The 17,645-nt window shown below is 61.8% G+C and carries 21 protein-coding genes and 1 pseudogene; 17 read left to right on the top strand and 5 right to left on the bottom strand.

The features are described from left to right. Positions 1-86 precede the first annotated feature (86 nt). The 8 genes from RCCGE510_RS02750 to RCCGE510_RS02715 all read left to right on the top strand — a co-directional run bounded on the left by RCCGE510_RS02750 (position 87) and on the right by RCCGE510_RS02715 (position 8,904). Positions 87-917 (top strand): alpha/beta hydrolase, encoded by an 831-nt coding sequence (locus RCCGE510_RS02750; protein WP_007626933.1) that lies wholly within the window; start codon positions 87-89, stop codon positions 915-917. Positions 918-1,130: 213 nt separating this feature from the next. Beyond that, complete coding sequence (locus RCCGE510_RS02745) at positions 1,131-2,489, top strand: 50S ribosomal protein L11 methyltransferase (protein ID WP_007626932.1); 1,359 nt, start codon at positions 1,131-1,133, stop codon at positions 2,487-2,489. Between the two features lie 194 nt (positions 2,490-2,683). Next, the gene (locus tag RCCGE510_RS02740) at positions 2,684-3,694 is read left to right on the top strand and encodes a ligase-associated DNA damage response exonuclease (protein ID WP_007626931.1); all 1,011 of its coding nucleotides are present in this window, start codon (positions 2,684-2,686) and stop codon (positions 3,692-3,694) included. Positions 3,695-3,895: 201 nt separating this feature from the next. Further along, positions 3,896-5,521 (top strand): cisplatin damage response ATP-dependent DNA ligase, encoded by a 1,626-nt coding sequence (locus tag RCCGE510_RS02735; RefSeq protein WP_007626930.1) that lies wholly within the window; start codon positions 3,896-3,898, stop codon positions 5,519-5,521. A gap of 120 nt (positions 5,522-5,641) precedes the next feature. After that, positions 5,642-6,562 carry an alpha/beta fold hydrolase gene (locus RCCGE510_RS02730; RefSeq protein WP_007626929.1) on the top strand — a complete coding sequence of 307 codons (921 nt, stop codon included), beginning with the start codon at positions 5,642-5,644 and terminating at the stop codon, positions 6,560-6,562. Positions 6,563-6,716: 154 nt separating this feature from the next. After that, positions 6,717-7,523: a L,D-transpeptidase gene (locus RCCGE510_RS02725; RefSeq protein WP_007626927.1), complete on the top strand. Its 807-nt coding sequence runs from the start codon at positions 6,717-6,719 to the stop codon at positions 7,521-7,523. A gap of 179 nt (positions 7,524-7,702) precedes the next feature. After that, a complete protein-coding gene (locus RCCGE510_RS02720) occupies positions 7,703-8,437 on the top strand; it encodes a L,D-transpeptidase (protein ID WP_007626925.1) in 735 nt (244 codons plus the stop codon). A 257-nt stretch (positions 8,438-8,694) separates the two neighbouring features. Continuing rightward, complete coding sequence (locus tag RCCGE510_RS02715) at positions 8,695-8,904, top strand: cold-shock protein (RefSeq protein WP_003546468.1); 210 nt, start codon at positions 8,695-8,697, stop codon at positions 8,902-8,904. 4 nt (positions 8,905-8,908) lie between these two features. Here RCCGE510_RS02715 and RCCGE510_RS35085 read toward each other — a convergent pair whose 3' ends face one another. After that, complete coding sequence (locus tag RCCGE510_RS35085) at positions 8,909-9,208, bottom strand: hypothetical protein (protein ID WP_007626922.1); 300 nt, start codon at positions 9,206-9,208, stop codon at positions 8,909-8,911. Between RCCGE510_RS35085 and RCCGE510_RS33045 the strand changes: the two are divergent. From RCCGE510_RS33045 to RCCGE510_RS02700, 3 genes and pseudogenes are all read left to right on the top strand, one after another. Next, positions 9,089-9,372, top strand: a pseudogene (locus tag RCCGE510_RS33045) (cold-shock protein). The gene RCCGE510_RS35085 and the pseudogene RCCGE510_RS33045 sit on opposite strands and share 120 nt — an antisense overlap. Before the next feature lie 58 nt (positions 9,373-9,430). After that, positions 9,431-9,667 carry a 30S ribosomal protein S21 gene (gene rpsU / locus RCCGE510_RS02705; protein WP_003569533.1) on the top strand — a complete coding sequence of 79 codons (237 nt, stop codon included), beginning with the start codon at positions 9,431-9,433 and terminating at the stop codon, positions 9,665-9,667. A 190-nt stretch (positions 9,668-9,857) separates the two neighbouring features. After that, entirely contained in the window at positions 9,858-10,091 is a 234-nt protein-coding gene (locus RCCGE510_RS02700; protein ID WP_007626915.1) for a hypothetical protein, read from the top strand. A 56-nt stretch (positions 10,092-10,147) separates the two neighbouring features. Here the strand turns inward: RCCGE510_RS02700 and RCCGE510_RS02695 are convergent, their stop codons facing one another. Beyond that, complete coding sequence (locus RCCGE510_RS02695; RefSeq protein WP_007626913.1) at positions 10,148-10,636, bottom strand: MarR family transcriptional regulator; 489 nt, start codon at positions 10,634-10,636, stop codon at positions 10,148-10,150. Between the two features lie 232 nt (positions 10,637-10,868). Here RCCGE510_RS02695 and RCCGE510_RS02690 point away from each other — a divergent pair, with 232 nt between their 5' ends. Further along, entirely contained in the window at positions 10,869-11,291 is a 423-nt protein-coding gene (locus RCCGE510_RS02690; RefSeq protein WP_007626911.1) for an organic hydroperoxide resistance protein, read from the top strand. Between the two features lie 60 nt (positions 11,292-11,351). On the opposite strand, the gene RCCGE510_RS02685 is transcribed toward RCCGE510_RS02690, so the two are convergent. Further along, entirely contained in the window at positions 11,352-11,867 is a 516-nt protein-coding gene (locus RCCGE510_RS02685) for a MarR family winged helix-turn-helix transcriptional regulator (protein ID WP_007626909.1), read from the bottom strand. Positions 11,868-11,955: 88 nt separating this feature from the next. Between RCCGE510_RS02685 and RCCGE510_RS02680 the strand changes: the two genes are divergently transcribed. From RCCGE510_RS02680 to RCCGE510_RS35440, 5 genes are all read left to right on the top strand, one after another. Then, positions 11,956-12,684 carry a thioredoxin family protein gene (locus tag RCCGE510_RS02680; protein ID WP_007626907.1) on the top strand — a complete coding sequence of 243 codons (729 nt, stop codon included), beginning with the start codon at positions 11,956-11,958 and terminating at the stop codon, positions 12,682-12,684. A gap of 32 nt (positions 12,685-12,716) precedes the next feature. Further along, on the top strand, positions 12,717-13,181 hold the full coding sequence (locus RCCGE510_RS02675) for a DUF1579 domain-containing protein (RefSeq protein ID WP_007626905.1): 465 nt from the start codon (positions 12,717-12,719) through the stop codon (positions 13,179-13,181). Positions 13,182-13,217: 36 nt separating this feature from the next. Beyond that, complete coding sequence (locus tag RCCGE510_RS02670) at positions 13,218-13,997, top strand: VOC family protein (RefSeq protein WP_007626903.1); 780 nt, start codon at positions 13,218-13,220, stop codon at positions 13,995-13,997. Positions 13,998-14,332: 335 nt separating this feature from the next. Further along, positions 14,333-15,118 (top strand): IS4 family transposase, encoded by a 786-nt coding sequence (locus RCCGE510_RS35445; protein WP_240539616.1) that lies wholly within the window; start codon positions 14,333-14,335, stop codon positions 15,116-15,118. A gap of 50 nt (positions 15,119-15,168) precedes the next feature. Continuing rightward, complete coding sequence (locus RCCGE510_RS35440) at positions 15,169-15,525, top strand: hypothetical protein (protein WP_007626900.1); 357 nt, start codon at positions 15,169-15,171, stop codon at positions 15,523-15,525. A gap of 98 nt (positions 15,526-15,623) precedes the next feature. Here RCCGE510_RS35440 and RCCGE510_RS02660 read toward each other — a convergent pair whose 3' ends face one another. Beyond that, positions 15,624-17,144, bottom strand: a complete 1,521-nt coding sequence (locus tag RCCGE510_RS02660) for an ABC-F family ATP-binding cassette domain-containing protein (protein ID WP_007626898.1) — start codon at positions 17,142-17,144, stop codon at positions 15,624-15,626. Between the two features lie 167 nt (positions 17,145-17,311). Then, the gene (locus RCCGE510_RS34630) at positions 17,312-17,506 is read right to left on the bottom strand and encodes a hypothetical protein (protein ID WP_157179860.1); all 195 of its coding nucleotides are present in this window, start codon (positions 17,504-17,506) and stop codon (positions 17,312-17,314) included. Positions 17,507-17,645: the final 139 nt, after the last annotated feature.

Raw genomic sequence — 17,645 nt, 5'->3', positions numbered from 1 at the left:
GCGATTCTGGTTGTTCTTGGGCTCTTTTCCGGCTTTTCTATGCCAATGGCCTATTCGCCGGAGAGGCCGGAGAGGATGTCATCGCCATGGAACAACAGGACGACGAACTCATCCATTTCGAAGCGCATGGCGCGACGCCTCTGCCGCCGGCTGCAGTCGAAGGTCATGTTGGGCTGAACGGCGCCCGCATCTGGTATGCGACCTATGGCGCCGGACCGCCGGTCATCCTGCTGCATGGCGGCCTCGGCCATAGCGGCAACTGGGGCTACCAGGTGCCGGCGCTCCTCAGCAGCGGCCGCCGCGTCGTGCTGATCGACAGTCGCGGCCATGGAAGAAGCACCCGCGATTCCCGTCCCTATACCTATGAGCTGATGGCGGCGGATGTTCTTGCCGTCATGGACGAACTCTCTCTCGAAAAGGCGGCCTTCGTCGGCTGGAGCGACGGCGCCTGCATTGCCTTGACCCTCGCCATGACGGCGTCGGCACGTGTCGAGGGCGTGTTCTTCTTCGCCTGCAACATGGATCCGAGCGGCACCCTGGAGTTCGTCCCGACGCCGGTCATCGACCGCTGTTTCAGCCGGCATGCCAGGGATTATGCCGCATTGTCCGCAACATCAGACGATTTTCACCTCTTCGTCGAAGCGGTCAGCCTGATGATGCGGACGGAGCCGAATTATCAGGCTGCCGACCTCGGCCTGATCCGGGTGCCGGTCGCCATCGTGCTGGGCGAACATGACGAATTCATCAAGTCCGATCATGCCGAACATTTGGCCCGCGCCATTCCCGACGCTGAGATGATCTATCTCACCGGCGTCAGCCATTTTGCGCCGCTGCAGCGGCCGGCGGAATTCAATGCCGCGGTGCTCGACTTCCTTGACGGCATCGACGCACAAAAAAATCAAGGCTTGCGGCGTTGAGCCGCGGCAGCGAAATTTCTTAAGAATTCAGTAACTTTTTCTGAACCGCAAACGTAGGATCTTCTGGGAAGGAATCGTTTGTCGTTCGTTCACGGAAACCTTCGGGCCGCCGTCCACCCATGCGACTTCCGATGCATGGGCGGATTATGCGGCTCGATGGCTGTGTTCGATCCGCGGCTCCCCCGCTTGACTTGAGAAGGCCAGGGAGCCGGAATGATCAGTATCGATATGGAAGAAAGAATTTCGATCGCGCGCAAATCGCTGAACGACGCCATGGGTTTTCAGGCGTCGGGTGATCTCGAAAGTGCCGAGAAAGCCTATGTCAGAGTCCTGCACAAAGACTATCGCACGATAGATATTCTACCGCTCCTGGCGGGTGTCGTCGCAAAGAGAGGCGATGCCGAAACCGCTCTCTACTACTGGAATAAGCTGCTCGGCCTCAATCCCGGCCATCTCGTCGCCCTCATGGAAAAGGGTGCGCTGCTGCGCGGGCTCGGCCGGTCGGCGGAAGCGGTCGGCTGTTATGAGATGGCGCGTGGCCTGTCGCCCGAAAATCCTGTCGTGCGCAACAACCTCGCCGTGGCGCTCGCCGATTCCGGCCGACAGCCGGAGGCGCTTGCCGAGTTTCGTCATGTTCTGCGGCTGCAGCCGGACAATATCAATGCCTGGCATCAGATAAGGCGTATCTCCTCATCGATCGTGCCCTTCTGGCACATCGCCATGATGAACGACACCAGACGCAACGACGCTTTCGAAGCGGCGATCCGCCGTGCCATAGAGCTGCGCGGAGCCGATGCGCAGATCCTCGATATCGGCGCGGGCAGCGGCCTGCTGTCAATGATGGCGGCGCGCGCCGGCGCCACCAATATCGCGAGCTGTGAGAGTGTGCCTGTCATAGCGCAGGCCGCGGAAAAGATCATCGCCGCCAATGGCTATCGCGAACAGATCGACATCTTCGAAAAGCCCTCGACCGAACTTTCTGTCGGCAAGGAGATGAAAGCTCGCGCCGATATCCTGATTTCCGAGATCCTTTCGAGCGATCTCCTGGCCGAAGACGTGCTGAAAACCTTCGAGGACGCTCACGCCCGACTGGTCCGCGAGGACGCCATCGTCATTCCTCGCGCCGCCGCGGCCATGGGCTGCCTGGTTGCCAGCGAAACGCTCTCCAACTATGCCCAAGTCGGCGAAGTCTCCGGCTTCGACATGTCGCAGTTCAATGCGCTCGCCCCGCTGCGTCTGCCGGTTCACGGCACGATGACCGACTGGACCAGGCTTTCGGACGATTTCGAGATCGCTGCAGTGGATCTCACCGCTCGCAAACATGCTGCCGCGTTGCGCAAGATATCGGTGCCGGTTCACGCAAACGGCACCGCCGTCGGGGTCGTCCAGTGGATGAAAGTCGATCTGATCGAGGGCGTGGTTTTCAGCAATCACCCCGACGACTATCATGGTGGCGGCTGGCTCCAGGTTCTTCACACTTTCCCGCAACCGGTAGACGTCCGTGCGGGGACCTCGCTGGACATGCTGGTTGGCCACGACAGAACCAGTCTGCTGATGACGCCGGTCGTCTGAGCAACCGGCTTGCGTCACCGCCAAGGAGATCATCATGGCCGTCTTGAGGAACGGCGGCCATTCTTGTTACTGTCCGAATTATGTCGACCAGCGTCCGAGCGAGACGCGCTTGTGCATTGCTCGTTTCCGGCGCATTCGACAATCCCTGTTTTCGCCCTCTGGCCTCGCGTCCATTTCCCGCTATCTCTCGTTTCATGAGACCTGATGCGCTGCTCTATCCCGCCCCCGAAGGGCTCTATTGCCCGGAAGGCGGCTTTTATGTCGATCCGGTGCGGCCAGTTGAGCAGGCGCTGGTCACCCATGGGCATTCCGATCACGCCCGGCCGGGCCATGTGAATGTGCTTGCCACCCGCCAGACGCTCGACATCATGCGGCTGCGTTACGGCGACGGTTTCTGCGCCAGCGAGCAGGCTGCCGCCTTCGGCCAGCAGCTGCTGGTCAACGGCGTCAAGGTGAGCTTCCATCCCGCGGGCCATGTGCTCGGCTCGGCCCAGATCGCCATCGAGAAGAATGGCACCCGGATCGTCGTCTCCGGCGACTACAAACGCCGCCCCGACCCGACCTGCGCCGCCTACGAGCCGCTCCCCTGCGATGTCTTCATCACCGAGGCGACCTTCGGCCTGCCGGTCTTCCACCATCCCGATCCGATGGATGAGATCGGCAAACTGCTGGCCTCGCTCAGGCAATTTCCCGAGCGCACCCATCTCGTCGGCGCCTACGCGCTGGGCAAGGCCCAGCGCGTCATCCGGTTGCTGCGCGATGCCGGTTATGCCGAACCGATCTATATCCACGGCGCCATGGAAAAACTCTGCGACTATTATGTCGAACAAGGCATCGCTCTCGGCGAGCTGCTGCCGGCCACAGTCGAAAGCCGCGACAAATCCGCTTTCGAGGGTGCGGTTGTGATCGGCCCGTCATCGGCCTTCGCCGACCGCTGGGCTCGCCGCTTCAACGAGCCGCTGCCGGCCTTCGCCTCCGGTTGGATGATGGTGCGCCAGCGCGCCAAACAGCACGGCGTCGAACTGCCGCTCGTCATCTCCGATCATTGCGACTGGCCGGAACTGACGGAAACCATCCGGGAACTGCACCCGGCCGAGGTCTGGGTGACCCATGGCCGCGAGGAGGCGCTGGTACGCTGGTGCCAGCTGCAGAACATCAAGGCCAAACCGCTGCATCTGGTGGGTTATGAGGATGAGGCGGATTGAGATGAGCTGCGTGCTGCGCCAAAACCCCTCCCCAACCCCTCCCCACAAGGGGGAGGGGCTTAATGTGTCGCGCTGTCCCACTACAAAATCATCGCCGAAAACGTGGAGGCCGAAAGAGGGCGGGGCAGTGCCGCAGGGTAGCCCCTCCCACCTGTGGGGAGGGGTTGGGGAGGGGTTTTCTCCCAGAACGAGGAGGCCAGCATGAAAGCCTTCGCCGACCTCCTCGACCGCCTCGTCCTCACCCCCAGCCGCAACGGCAAGCTGAAACTGCTCACCGATTATTTCCGCGACACGCCGGACCCGGATCGCGGCTACGGTCTTGCCGCCATCGCCGGCACCTTGGAGGTGCGCAACGTCAAGCCCGCCATGCTGCGCGAGCTGGTGCTGGAGCGCATCGACGAGGTGCTGTTCCGCTATTCCTACGATTATGTCGGCGATCTCGCCGAAACCATCTCGCTCGTCTGGGACAATGAGCGGGATATCGACCGCGCGGCCCTTTCGCAGCCGCGTCTCGGCGAGGTGGTCGCCGGCATGAACGCACTCGGCCGCACCGAAGTGCGCGGCTTCGTCCGCGACCTGCTCGACCGGCTGGATTCCTCCGGCCGCTTCGCCTTCATCAAGCTGGCGACCGGCGCCATGCGCATCGGCGTTTCCGCCCGGCTTGCCAAGCAGGCGCTGGCCGACCTCGGCGACAAGGACGTCACCGAGATCGAAACCCTCTGGCACGGCCTGCAGCCGCCCTATGAAACGCTGTTCGCATGGCTGGCGGCTGGTGGCGAAAAGCCGGTGCTGGCCACACCGGCGATCTTCCACTCGGTCATGCTTGCCAATCCGGTGGAGGAGGGGGATCTCACCAGTCTCGATCCGGCCAGCTACGCCGCCGAATGGAAATGGGACGGTATCCGTGTCCAACTCTCCCGCTCCGGCGATCGGCGCAAGATCTATTCCCGCTCCGGCGACGACATATCCGGCGCCTTTCCCGATATTCTCGATGCAATCAGTTTTTCCGGCGTCGTCGATGGCGAATTGCTGGTCGGCGGCACCGCCCGCTCCAACAGCCCGACCCGCACCTTTTCCGACCTGCAGCAGCGCCTGAACCGCAAGACGGTGACGGCAAAGATGTTGGCCGATTACCCCGCCTTCATCCGCACCTACGACCTGCTCTTCGACGATGAGGAGGATGTGCGCGGCCGCCCCTATATCGATCGGCGCGACCGGCTGACCGAGATCATCGACCGCGCGCCTCACGACCGTTTCGACCTGTCGCCGCTCGTGCCGTTCTCGTCGTGGGATGAGCTCGACCGTCTCCGCGCCGCCCCGCCCGATCCGGTCATCGAGGGCGTGATGATCAAGCGCCGCGACAGCATCTACCAGGCCGGCCGTATGAAAGGCCCCTGGTTCAAGTGGAAGCGCAATCCCTACAACGTCGATGCTGTGCTGATGTATGCCCAGCGCGGCCACGGCAAGCGCTCGAGCTACTATTCCGATTTCACCTTCGGCGTCTGGGCCGATGACGAGGACGGCGAACAGCTGGTGCCTGTGGGAAAGGCCTATTTCGGCTTCACCGATGCCGAGCTGGAAGTGCTCGACAAGTTCGTGCGCAACAATACCACCGAACGTTTCGGCCCCGTGAGGGCGGTGCGCGCCGACAAGGATTTCGGCTTCGTCGTCGAAGTGGCCTTTGAAGGCATCAATCGCTCGACCCGGCATAAATCGGGCGTCGCTATGCGCTTCCCCCGCATTGCCCGCCTTCGCCCCGACAAACCCACCTATGAGGCCGACCGGCTGCGCACGCTGATCGCCATGATCGACGCCAAGCCGGGGTGAGGGACAAATCCCCCTGTGCAACAATGCCGCAGTCCCATAATTTCAACAGGATGTGTATTGGCGGCAACGATCTTCCGGTGCAAATCTTGCGTGCCGGGGAAATGATTTGGGTGCTGCGTTATGAGCTCGCATGAACGGAATTCCTTTTTCCTCCAACGCCGTGCCGTGCTGGCCGGTCTTGCCGGCACACTCGTCCTGCCACAAATGGCGGCGGCGTTCGATGTTCCGGATGAACCGCGGCTTGCCAAGCGCGATTATGCCAAGGTTCGCCACCATTTCCGCACCAAGCTTTTGCTGAAGGGCCCGGCGCCCGACAAGTACGAACTGTTGAGCGCGCCTGCCGATGCCGACAAGATTTTCTATCGCTCCGGCTACGGCGAGCTGGAACTGGCCGCCTGGGTCTCGAAATACAAACGCGAGCGCGCCGCCAAGCCGGCCGTGCTCTTCCTGCACGGCGGCAACGCCATGGGGGTCGGCCACTGGCAGCTGATGAAACCCTATATAGATGCCGGTTATGTCGTGATGATGCCGTCGCTGCGCGGCGAAAACGGTCAGATGGGCAATTTCTCCGGCTTCTACGACGAGGTCGATGACGTTCTCGCCGCCACCGAGCGCCTGGCGCATCTGCCGGGTGTCGACCCCCAACGCCTGTTCATCGCCGGCCACAGCATCGGTGGCACGCTGACCATGCTGACGGCGATGAGCACGCAGAAATTCCGTGCCGCCGCGCCGATATCGGGCAATCCCGACGCGTTCCGCTTCTTCAACCGCTATCCTGAAGATATCCGTTTCGACGACAGCAATACGCATGAATTCGAGGTGCGGTCGGCGCTATGTTACGCCCACAGTTTCAAATGTCCGGTCCGTGTCGTACACGGCACGGAGGAGCCGCATTTCAACGACCGCGCCGATCTGCTGGCCCGCCGCGCCCGCGCCGCCGGCATCCATATCGAGACCGAAACCGTCGCCGGCAATCACACCTCGGCGCTGCCGGCCGAGATCGAACAGAGCATCCGCTTCTTCCACGGGGTGGCGGCGTGATCTGATGCGCCTGATCCGCGATCTGGCTGCCGCCTACGGCAACGGTGTTCTGCTCGTCTCCTGATTCCACCTCAACACCAGCCTCGCGCCAGCCGCGAATGCCATCGTCCTGGCAGATGTCGCTGTCTTGCCGATCGTTGATAAGGGTGGTTCCATGAATTTTCTGCGCCGGGTCTTGCCGATTGCCGGGCTGGTGGCGGTCGTTGCGTCGCTGAGCGGCTGCAACATCCTCATTCCCGATGTCGCCGCCGATTCGCCTGCCCGCTTCGTTCAGGAAACTTCACCGGTCTTCTATCAGCCGCCGGGTGTCGATCCGCGCCGGGTACGGCCGATCCCCGATCAACCGGTGCCGCAGACGCGCGAACTCTACAAGACCCAGTTTCATCAGACCTACGGCTTGCCGGTCACCAATCCGGTGCACATGGCGATGTACGGTGCGCTTCGCGACGAAGATTTTACCCTGCCGGCGATCCCGGTAAGTCGTGTGCAGCCGCAGTTTCTGCGCCAGGAGGTCGACTACCAGACCACTGAGCGCCCCGGTACCGTGGTCGTCGATACCCAGGCGCATTACCTCTATTTCGTCGAAGCGAACGGCAAGGCGATGCGTTACGGCGTCGGCCTCGGCCGCGATGGTTACGCCTGGTCCGGCCGCGGCGTCATCCAGTGGAAGCAGAAATGGCCGCGCTGGACGCCGCCGGTCGAAATGGTCTCGCGCCAGCCCGAGGTTCGCCCCTTTGCCGCGGAAAACGGCGGCATGAATCCGGGACTCCAGAACCCGCTCGGCGCCCGCGCCATGTATATCTTCAAGGACGGGCAGGATACGCTCTATCGCATCCACGGCACGCCCGACTGGCAGTCGATCGGCAAGGCGACCTCGTCTGGCTGCGTGCGCATGCTGAACCAGGACGTCGTCGACCTCTATGACCGTCTTCCCGCTAAGGCGGAGATTGTTGTGATGTAGCGCTGCAACAGCGCCGCTGATATCGTCTGCTCAAGGCCGGACACGTCTGCGTGAAGCTATGGTTTATTTGGCGCAAGCCGATAGATCTTCTGATGTTGTTGTTATCGGCTTCGGGCGAATCGCCGGTTTACCCGGCGTCGCGTCCAGCTTCCCGCATCAGAGGAAATCAGTCCCGCGTCATGAGCTTCGATAGACATCTTTCCCGCCGCAGCTTTCTTTCCTTTTCGGCATTGACCGCAGCATCCGCGCTTACCGGCTGTGCCTCTTCCGCCAATACGGTAACATCGGGCGATACGACGATCACCTACCGTTCGCCCATGCGCCTGTTCCAGTCCCCGGAAGCGTCGAGTGCGCCGAGTGGGGCCGAGCTTGCCGTCATGTATGGCCCCGTCGAGGACGGCGGCTTTCTCATCCCCGCCGTTCCCTACGAGCAGATCGACCCGCGCTATTATCGCCAGCGCGTCCTCGATCCCACCGGCCAGCCTCCCGGCACCATCGTCGTCGATACGCCGTCGCGCTTCCTCTATCTCGTCCAGGGTGACGGCATGGCGATGCGTTATGGCGTCGGCATCGGTCGCGAGGGTTTCGCCTGGCAGGGCTCAGGCGTCATCCAGTGGCGTCAGAGATGGCCGCGCTGGAAGCCGCCGAACGAGATGGTCGCCCGCCAGCCGGAACTCGTCAAATATTCGATCGAGAACGGCGGCATGGAGCCGGGCCTGAAGAACCCGCTCGGCGCCCGCGCGCTTTATATCTTCTCGAATGGGGAAGATACGCTCTACCGCCTGCACGGCAATCCCGACTGGCGCTCGATCGGCAAGGCCGTCTCTTCGGGCTGCGTGCGGCTGCTGAACCAGGATATCATCGATCTCTACGATCGCGCTCCGACGAAAGCGCCGATCGTCGTCTTGCAGTAATGTCGCCGAGGCGGCCGTCAACCGGCCGCCTCGGGTTGCTCCGTTTTCCCCGGTGAAACGGCCCATTTTGCGCCCGCGAGGGATTTATTTTTCAAAAAACCATTGCTTAATTCGCTAAATATCCTACATGGTGCGTATCGAATTGCTTGCGACCTTTGTCCACGCGCTGAAGCGCTCCGTCAGATATCCTCTCAACATCGATACGGCTTGTCGGACATTCCGCAGGCGAAACACAAACGGTTGAAAAGGAGATCGTTATGAATTCAGGCGTCGTCAAGTGGTTCAATGGCACCAAGGGTTTTGGTTTTATTCAGCCTGATGATGGTTCTACGGACGTTTTTGTCCATATTTCAGCGGTCGAACGCGCCGGTATGCGCGAACTCGTTGAAGGTCAGAAGATCCGCTACGATCTCGTCCGCGACAAGAAGTCGGGCAAGAATTCGGCCGACAACCTTCAGGCCGCATGATTTGTCATTCGCCTGTGCTGGCCGTAATGCCAGCGAAATGGCTGAGTGACTGGAAGAGGTCGGGTGCCAACCCGGCCTTTTTGCTTTGATCGCTGGGCTTTTCCGAATGGCCCAGGTCGTTCTTGAACGACCTCGGTCGTTCTGATTGACCAGTGAGCAGCCGAAGAGTCGAAGGGACGCTGAAATGGGCAGGCCAAACTATAAGATCGGCGATATGATCGTGCTGAAATCCGGTCTTACCCGCACGGCGAAGGCCGTAAAGCGCTGCCGGATCGCCAGCATCCTGCCCAACGATCACGGGCATGTGCAATATCGCGTCCGTTTCGACGCAGAAATTTCGAACGCCGCATTACCGAGGCCGATATCGATACCGGGGAATCGCCATCCAGGGCACTTCCGGAGATGGCGGCCAAGTCCGACGGCGCCGAGCCCTGGCTGACGTTTTCGAGCATCAGAACGGGCAAGTAGTTTCGCCGTTTCATTATTGACAGTGCGGCCTCGCCGCCGTGACAGGAAGGATATCACTTTGCAGGTACTCGTCAGGGATAACAACGTCGATCAGGCTCTCCGCGTGCTCAAGAAGAAGATGCAGCGGGAAGGCCTGTTTCGGGAAATGAAGGCGCGCAGCGCTTTTGAAAAGCCGTCCGAGAAGCGCGCCCGCGAAAAGGCCGAAGCCATTCGCCGCCAGCGCAAGCTTGCCCGCAAGAAGCTGCAGCGCGAAGGCCTGCTGCCGGCGCCGAAGAAGGTTCTCCGCGCCCGCTAACCCGGCCGGAATCACGGTCCGGCCGCGGAATTGCGGCCAACGTTGAATCACGGCTAACTGTAGATCTACGGCCAGGTCGCGGAATTGCGGCCAACCGTAAGGGTCATGGCCTGGCCGCGGAATCGCGGCAACCATGGTTTCGGCCGTGAATCACGCCTAATTCAGCCGTCATCACCTGAGAAAGGGGCACATGACCGCCACCAAGGGAGAATTTTTCAATCCCGCCAAGCTTTCGTCTCGCGACAAGGCGGAAGCGACCGATCACACGGCGCGCGCCATTATCGCGGCCGAGGCCTCGGCCCGTGACAAGAAGACGGAAAAGTTGAAGGCCATGCGCCTGCAGCAAGAGGCTGAAGCCGGACCTGAAGCGGCACCTGCAAAGAAGCGCCGGTCGCCGGCCAAGGCGGCTGCGAAGCGGCCGTAATCCTCGGGCTCAAATCCGTTAGGTTCTACCCTCTTAGGCTGACGGGGTGGATGCGCTCAACCGCCGCTCGTGCCGGCCCGGCCGAGATTGCCCCGCAGCCGATGCAGCATGTCGCGCATCGCGGCCATTTCCTCGAGCGTGCAGCCGGCGGCTTGCCCGATTGCCGTCATGATCGTATCGATCTCCCCTTTCATAGCCTCACCTCTCGGGGTCAGCGACACGATCACCTGCCGCTCGTCGCGCAGGTCGCGGATGCGCTTGATCAGTCCGTTTTGTTCCAGCCGTTTCAACAGTGGCGACAGCGTGCCGGAATCGAGATCCAGCTGCTCGCCGATCGTCTTCACCGGCAGCTCGCCGCGTTCCCACAGCACCAGCATCACCAGATATTGCGGATAGGTGAGGCCGACCCTGTCGAGAATCGGTTTATAGGCGCGGGTGAACGCATGCGCCGTCGCGTAGACCGCAAAGCACAACTGCTTTTCCAGCCGCTTTTCCTCTTGCGGTATCTCCATCGTCTTTATCGTGTGCGCTTTCATATCCATCATCCCTACAGCGCCGCGCGTCTTTTCAGACACGCGAAGGACGCTGTAACACTTTGAATCTACGCATCGAGCTTTCCGAAAATCGATTTCGATTTTCGGAAAGCTCGATGCGCTAGTGGTCCGATTGTCCTCTTTTCGAATTCGAAATGCAATTTGCAAAATTCACTTGCGTACGATTTAATTGTGCAATATTAAAAGTCCAACCCAAACGAAGGGCCAATCAAAGGAGATCGTCATGCCTATTCTCTATACGACCAAAGCCTCTGCCACCGGCGGCCGCGCAGGCCGCGCCGTTTCCGAAAACGGTGTTCTGGACGTGACGCTGACCGTTCCGAAGGAACTCGGCGGCGATGGCGCGACCGGCACCAACCCCGAGCAGCTCTTCGCTGCCGGCTACTCCGCCTGCTTCCTCGGTGCGTTGAAATTTGTCGCGGGCCAGCAGAAGGTCAAGATTCCGGAGGACACGACTGTCTCCGCCACGGTCGGCATCGGCCCGCGTGAAGATGGCACCGGCTTCGGCATCGAAGTGGCGCTGACGGTCAATATCCCCGGTCTCGATCGCGAAACAGCCGAAAAGCTCGCCGCCGCGGCCCACATCGTCTGCCCCTACAGCCACGCCATGCGCACCTCGACCGAAGTGCCGGTCACGGTTGCCTGATCTTCTCTGAAACGCGGCAGCCCTATCGGCTGCCGCGATCTCGTGGGGCAGTGGGATGTCCTATTCGGCTGTTGCACTCTGACGGAGCCGGCGCGGCGAACGACTTGATTTCGGGACCTCCGCCGTCATCCCTGACACAGCCTGCAGATCCTGTCGCAATCGTGCGGGACCGCCCTCTGGCAGCGTGCTGTCGAGCGTCGCATGTGTGCTTTTCCAGATTGGCAGCGCCTTTGCCAGCACCGCCTTGCCTTCGCTGGTGAGAACAAGCAGCCGGCCGCGCCGGTCCTTCGGATTCTCCATCACGCTCACCCAGCCCTTGCGCTGCAGCGGCTTTAGCGCCGCTGTCAGCGTCGTTTGGTCCATGGCGAGCAGGGCGGCGACCGGCCCCATCGGCGGCGGCTCCGGCCGGTTCAGCGACATCATCAGTGAAAATTGCCCGTTGGTCAGCCCGGCCGGCCTCAGCGCATCGTCGAACAGCCGGGCAAGCGCCCGCGCCGCTCGCTGCACATGCAGGCAGAGGCAGGTGTCGCGCACCAGCAGCGTCGTGGAAAAGGGAATCTCGATCGAATTTGACATGCTTCATTTCTATTGATATCAATGTATTTAGTCAAGGAGAAGGAGATGAGCCGGCTTCACCGGCAGGCGCCGGAGGAGGGCGCATTTCATGCAGAATGAGGTTGTTTCCCGCGAGCAATGGCTCGAAGCCCGCCGTGCCCTTCTGGCAAAAGAAAAAGAGGCGACGAGGCTGCGCGACAGCGTCAACGCCGCGCGCCTGGCGCTGCCCTGGGTGAAGGTCGACAAGGATTATGTCTTCGAAACGCCTGAAGGCGGGAGGTCGCTCGCCGATCTCTTCGACGGCCGCAGCCAGTTGCTGATCTACCATTTCATGCTCGGCCCGGATTGGGATGCCGGCTGCGCCGGCTGCTCCTTCCTGTCGGATCATGTCGATGGCGCTCTGCCGCATTTGAACCATCACGACGTCACCTGGGTCGCCGTCTCACGCGCGCCGCTCGAAAAGATCGCCGCCTACAAGAGCCGCATGGGCTGGCAATTTCCCTGGGTCTCCTCCTTCGGCAGCGATTTCAATTTCGATTATCACGTCTCTTTCAGCCCGGGGGATCTTGCCAAAGACAAGGTCTTTTACAATTTCACTGCCATGCAGCCGGCTGATGCCAATGACGAACTGCCGGGTCTCAGCGCCTTCTACCGCAACGACAAAGGCGAAGTCTTCCATACCTATTCGAGTTATGCCCGCGGGCCGGAGGAATTGATCGGTACCCTGATGATCCTCGACCGGGCGCCGAAGGGCCGCAACGAGGACAGCACGATGAATTTCGTGCGTCGCCACGACGAATATGAGGAGGCTGCCAAGGCGCCATCCTGCTGTCACTGAAATAAGGCCAACATCACGCAAGGGAGAGAAGGATGAAGACCGCTGAAGTGCTGAAGGAACATTCCTTCCTGGAAAGACTGATCGGCGAATGGACCGTCACCGCACCCGAAATGTCCGGCGACGAGCCCTGGACCGAAACCGTCCGCTCGCTGCATGGCATCTGGTGGGTTGCCGAAGGTACCGGCCGCATGCCGGATGGCAAGCAAGGCACCAGCATCCTGACTCTCGGCTACAACGCCGCCAAAGGCAAATATGTCGGCAGCTGGATCGGCAGCATGATGGATTATATGTGGGTCTACGACGGCGAGCTCGACGCTTCGGGCAACATTCTGGATCTCTATACGACAGGGCCCGACTTCAATAGCGAAGGGCTTGCCGATTACCGCGAGCAGATTGCCTTCGTCGATGCCGATCACCGCACCTTCATCTCCAGCGTCAGGCAGCCGGATGGTGCCTGGAAACAGTTCATGGAAGCGCATTACACCCGCAAGATCTGACAGTCACGGCGCTCAAGCGTCTTAAGGGAGAGTATGATGTCTGCGACGCATGGAAAGTTCATCTGGTGCGAGTTGATGACCCCCGACACATCGGCCGCCGCGAAATTCTACAGCTCGGTCGTCGGCTGGACCACTTCCGATATGCAAGTGGAGGGCATGCCGCCCTATACGATCTTCGAGGCGAACGGCATCGGCGTCGCCGGCCTGATGGAATTTCCGGCCGAACTCGAGGGCAAGGGCATCCCGCCGAACTGGACGGGTTATGTCGGCGTTGATGACGTCGACCAGTCGGCCAGGGATTTCGCCGCCAATGGCGGTTCGGTCCGCCGTCCGCCGGACGACATCCCGAGTGTCGGCCGCTTCGCCGTCGTCGCCGATCCGCATGGGGCAGTGCTCTGCATCATGACGCCGGCGCCGATGGACAAAACCTGGCCGGAACTGGCCCCCGATGCGCCAGGCAATATCGGCTGGCATGAACTCTATGCCGGCAACGGCAAAGACGCTGTCGCCTTCTATTCCAAGCTGTTCGGCTGGACAAAGGACAGCGAAATGGACATGGGTCCAATGGGCGTCTACTATCTCTTCGCCCACAACGGCAAGCAGATCGGCGGCATGATGACCAAGCCGGAAAACATCCAGATGCCGTTCTGGAGCTATTATTTCATCGTGCCGACCCTCGATGCCGCGATTGAACGCGTCACCTCCGGCGGCGGCAAGGTCGTCCACGGCCCGATGGAGGTCCCCGGCGGCAGCTGGATCATCCAGGCCATGGACCCGCAAGGCGCCTTCTTCTGCCTGGTCGCACCGAAGCGGTAGGTTTTGACGCATTGTTGGCGACGTGCCGTGAGGCCCCCTCATCCGGCTGCCGCCACCTTCTCCCCGAGGGGAGAAGAGACTCGTGGCGACGTCTCGATTCCCCCTTCTCCCTCTCGGGGCTATGGCATTCACACATTTAGAATTGCCTATGGAATGGTGTTCTGATTCTCTTGCTGCAAGCAGGAGAATTGAGCGATGGATGATTTGAGCCTGGGGCGGTTTGGCGACCGTCGCCTGGAAAAAGGGGGGCGTTCTTGCTGGGGCGCCTTGTTGCGACGGCCGGCCAGGGAATGCGGGTGCGCAAGCTCGGAGGCAATCGGGCCGGAGAGATCCGCTTGACCCGGTTCTTGCGCAATGGAGCGGTCGATCCGCAGGCGATGATCGATGAAGCGGCCTTGCGCACGGCGGACCGCTGCGCGGATCGGCATATCCTGGCTATTCAGGATACGACGGTGGTCCGCTCCAGCGGCGGTGGCGGCCTTTATCTGCATGCGATGATCGGGGTCGACGCCGGCGATGGCGCGATCGTCGGGGCGATCCACGGACAGTTTCTAAGCCGCGACCAGGGCAAGCGCGGCACCCAGCGTGCGCGTCCGATCGAGGAGAAGGAGAGCTATCGCTGGCTGGAGGGCGCCGACCGGGCGGCAAAGGTTTGTGCGGCGGCGCGCCACATCACCGTCATTGCCGACCGCGAAAGCGATATCTACGAGGCCTTCACCCGAAAGCCTGCCAATGTCGACCTTGTCGTGCGCGCCGCCAAAGACCGCAGTTTCGGCAAAGACCAGCCGTCGCTGTTTGCCATGGCCGATGCCTTGCCGGTTGCGGCAAACCTTGCCTTCACCCTGCCGGCCAAGCCGGGCCGCAAGGAGCGCGACACGCAATTAGCGATCCGCTTCAGCGCGGTGACATTGCCGCACCCGAAGAACGGTATCTACAAGAAGACCCCGGATGAGGTGCGCCTCTATCTGGTGGATGTGCGCGAGAGCACGCCGCCACCGGGCGAGACGCCGATCCATTGGCGGCTGCTAACGACCTATGCGGTGTCGGATGCCGACCAGGCGGCGGCGGTCATCGCCCTTTATCGCGCCGCTGGACGATCGAGCAACTGTTCCGCACCCTGAAGACCCAAGGCTTCGATATCGAAGGCCTGCGCATCGAGGACGAGGGGGCGTTGAGCAACCTGGTGACGGCTGCCTTCGTCGCCGCCGTCATCGTGCAGCAACTGGTTCATGCCCGCGACGGCGCTCCGCCCGGCTCCACCTTGCGTCCCATCGAAGACGCCTTCCAGCCAAGTGACCGACCGCTGCTGGAAGCTTTCTGCGCCAAGCTGGAGGGCAACACCGCCAAACAGAAGAACCCGCATCCCAAAGGGTCGCTGGCCTATGCCGCCTGGGTCTGCGCCCGCCTCGGTGGATGGACCGGCTACTACGGCAAGCCTGGGCCAATCGTCATGCTCGACGGATGGCAGCAGTTCCAAGCCGCAAAGCGCGGCGTAGACCTCCTCCTCTCCGCTTTCGACAATGTGTGAATCTAATAGCCCTCTCGGGGAGAAGGTGCCCGTAGGGCGGATGAGGGGGCTGCACGGCACGCCGCCAACAACAATCACCCTCCGGATCGCACCATCCATCACCCCCGAACCGAAGCAAAAAACCCTTCCGGGCTCTCCACCTCCACCAGCCGCTTCCTCTCGATCAGCCAGAACCGGTTTCCCACCGTCCGCACGAAGCTGCGATCGTGCGATACCAGCAGGCAGCTGGCTTCGTGCGCCATCAACTCGCTCTCCAGCGCTTCCTGTCCCTCGATGTCGAGATGGTTTGTGGGCTCGTCGAGCAGATAGAAATTCGGCTCCGTCAACCTCAGCACCAGCATGCCGAGCCGCGCCTTCTGGCCGCCGGAAAGCTGGCCGATCGGTTTTGCCTGCATGTCGATCGTCATGCCGGCCCCGGCAAGCAGGGCGCGGGCTCGCTGGTCGCCAACGTCGAAGCGGCGGATGATCGTGCCGATCGGCGTGTCGGTGTCGGCAAGATCGGCAAGCGCCTGGTCGCCATAGCCGAGAACCAGTGACGGCGTCGCCTTGATGCTGTCGCGCGCGGTCTCCGGTCTTTCGATCGCCTGCTTCAGCATCAAGACCAGCCGCGACTTGCCGGCGCCGTTAAGGCCGAGCAGCACGATGCGGTCGCCCTGGCAGATGAATTGCCGGCCGGTCTTGAACAGCAGCGTTCCATCCGGCGTCGTCACTGCCGCATCCTCCAGCGTCACCAGCACCTTGGCATGCGTGCCGCGGTTGGTAAGCCGGATGGCGCCGGCCGAGCGCTCGAGATGCGCCGGTTTTGCCGCATCCTCCAGCTTCTCCGCCCGTTGCTTGAGCTGCTTTGTCTTGACGACGAGCAGGTCGCTGCCGGAATTGATGCCGATATTGTTCAGCTTCGCCGCCTGCTTGCGCAATTGCTCCGCCACCTTGATGTCTCGCTCATAGCGCCGGGTTTCGGAGGCGTCGGCCTCGTCGAGGGCGGCGCGCGCCCGGGTATAGGGCAGGGCGAAGACCGGCGATTGCTCCGGCCGCAGAAACAGCGTCCGGTTGGTCGTTGCGTCGAGGAAGGCGCGGTCGTGGCTGGAAAGGATAACCGGCACGTCGCGCGGCAGGCCATTCAGCCAACCCTCCAGCTGCGCGATTTTTTCGAGGTCGAGATGGTTGGTCGGTTCGTCGAGCAGCAGCACGTCGGGCTCGCTCACCCAGCTGCGGGCAAGCATGGCGAGCCGCTGCCAGCCGCCGCTCAACTGCTTCAGCGGCCGCCGGCGCATAACCTCCGGCACCTCAAGCGATTCCAGCACCACGTCGACGCGCCAGCTTTCGCTTTCGGCCTGATCGGCCGGCAGCGCCTGCAGCACCGCATCGTAAAACGGCGTGTCGAACAGTGCGGGCGGCACATTCTGGGCGACGTGGCCGACGGTCAGTCCGCGCGCTTTGGTGATCTCGCCCTCGCTCGGTTCCAGTGCGCCGGTGATGCAGGCAAGCAGCGTCGATTTTCCCCGCCCGTTGGCGGCGACAAGGCCGATGCGGTCGCCGGAATTGACAACGAGATTGAGTTTGGAAAACAGCGGATTGCCCAGCGTCACGCCGAGATTGCGGATATTGATGAGTGTCATGATCGTTCTCTGGTCTTGACCGGGGCGCGACCCGGGGCGTTCAGCCATCACGGGGTTGCGGGTAATTGGCCCGGGAAATTACAGGAATGCGCGCTCGAACCTTACGATACGGCGCCGCATTGGCCACGAGGGCAGACCAGGAAGAGATGTCGAGAAACGGTCTCTGGTCAGCCCTGCAAACGCATTTGCAGGGCGTTGACGGGACCACGCTGGCGATTAAACCGGAAATAATACTGCATTGCGTGATCCTCCTTTCTCGAAAGGTTGCGGGATTGCAATACCATTGCCGGCAAAATGAGGCAAGGGAACCGCAGGTGCTCGGGATATCCGGTGGCGCTGGCGGCGTCGGTGATCGACGCCAACGAGAGCCTCATCCTGAGGCGGCCCGAAGGGGCCTCGAAGGAGGGGGCGGGTGCACTGACGCTGATGGATGCAAGGAGCAGCGTTGGAGCGTGTCCTTCGAGGCTCCGCCCTATGGGCTGCGCGCCTCAGAGCCTGTGA

Origin of the sequence: Rhizobium sp. CCGE 510 (assembly GCF_000292525.1) — a bacterium.
Classification (GTDB): Bacteria; Pseudomonadota; Alphaproteobacteria; order Rhizobiales; family Rhizobiaceae; genus Rhizobium.
Note: the sequence above shows the minus strand (reverse complement) of the source record. Positions and strands in the feature narration are given on the sequence as shown.

Bases quoted from the DNA above. Each gene is read 5' to 3' on its own strand.
- RCCGE510_RS02670 (WP_007626903.1), top strand. From the start codon at position 13,218: ATGTCTGCGACGCATGGAAAGTTCATCTGGTGCGAGTTGATGACCCCC.
- RCCGE510_RS02740 (WP_007626931.1), top strand. From the start codon at position 2,684: ATGAGACCTGATGCGCTGCTCTATCCCGCCCCCGAAGGGCTCTATTGC.
- RCCGE510_RS02660 (WP_007626898.1), bottom strand. From the start codon at position 17,144: ATGACACTCATCAATATCCGCAATCTCGGCGTGACGCTGGGCAATCCG.
- RCCGE510_RS02675 (WP_007626905.1), top strand. From the start codon at position 12,717: ATGAAGACCGCTGAAGTGCTGAAGGAACATTCCTTCCTGGAAAGACTG.
- RCCGE510_RS02695 (WP_007626913.1), bottom strand. From the start codon at position 10,636: ATGATGGATATGAAAGCGCACACGATAAAGACGATGGAGATACCGCAA.
- RCCGE510_RS02700 (WP_007626915.1), top strand. From the start codon at position 9,858: ATGACCGCCACCAAGGGAGAATTTTTCAATCCCGCCAAGCTTTCGTCT.
- RCCGE510_RS02725 (WP_007626927.1), top strand. From the start codon at position 6,717: ATGAATTTTCTGCGCCGGGTCTTGCCGATTGCCGGGCTGGTGGCGGTC.
- RCCGE510_RS02745 (WP_007626932.1), top strand. From the start codon at position 1,131: ATGATCAGTATCGATATGGAAGAAAGAATTTCGATCGCGCGCAAATCG.
- RCCGE510_RS02680 (WP_007626907.1), top strand. From the start codon at position 11,956: ATGCAGAATGAGGTTGTTTCCCGCGAGCAATGGCTCGAAGCCCGCCGT.
- RCCGE510_RS02715 (WP_003546468.1), top strand. From the start codon at position 8,695: ATGAATTCAGGCGTCGTCAAGTGGTTCAATGGCACCAAGGGTTTTGGT.
- RCCGE510_RS02750 (WP_007626933.1), top strand. From the start codon at position 87: ATGGAACAACAGGACGACGAACTCATCCATTTCGAAGCGCATGGCGCG.
- RCCGE510_RS02735 (WP_007626930.1), top strand. From the start codon at position 3,896: ATGAAAGCCTTCGCCGACCTCCTCGACCGCCTCGTCCTCACCCCCAGC.
- RCCGE510_RS02730 (WP_007626929.1), top strand. From the start codon at position 5,642: ATGAGCTCGCATGAACGGAATTCCTTTTTCCTCCAACGCCGTGCCGTG.
- RCCGE510_RS35085 (WP_007626922.1), bottom strand. From the start codon at position 9,208: ATGCCCGTGATCGTTGGGCAGGATGCTGGCGATCCGGCAGCGCTTTAC.
- RCCGE510_RS02720 (WP_007626925.1), top strand. From the start codon at position 7,703: ATGAGCTTCGATAGACATCTTTCCCGCCGCAGCTTTCTTTCCTTTTCG.
- RCCGE510_RS02685 (WP_007626909.1), bottom strand. From the start codon at position 11,867: ATGTCAAATTCGATCGAGATTCCCTTTTCCACGACGCTGCTGGTGCGC.
- RCCGE510_RS02690 (WP_007626911.1), top strand. From the start codon at position 10,869: ATGCCTATTCTCTATACGACCAAAGCCTCTGCCACCGGCGGCCGCGCA.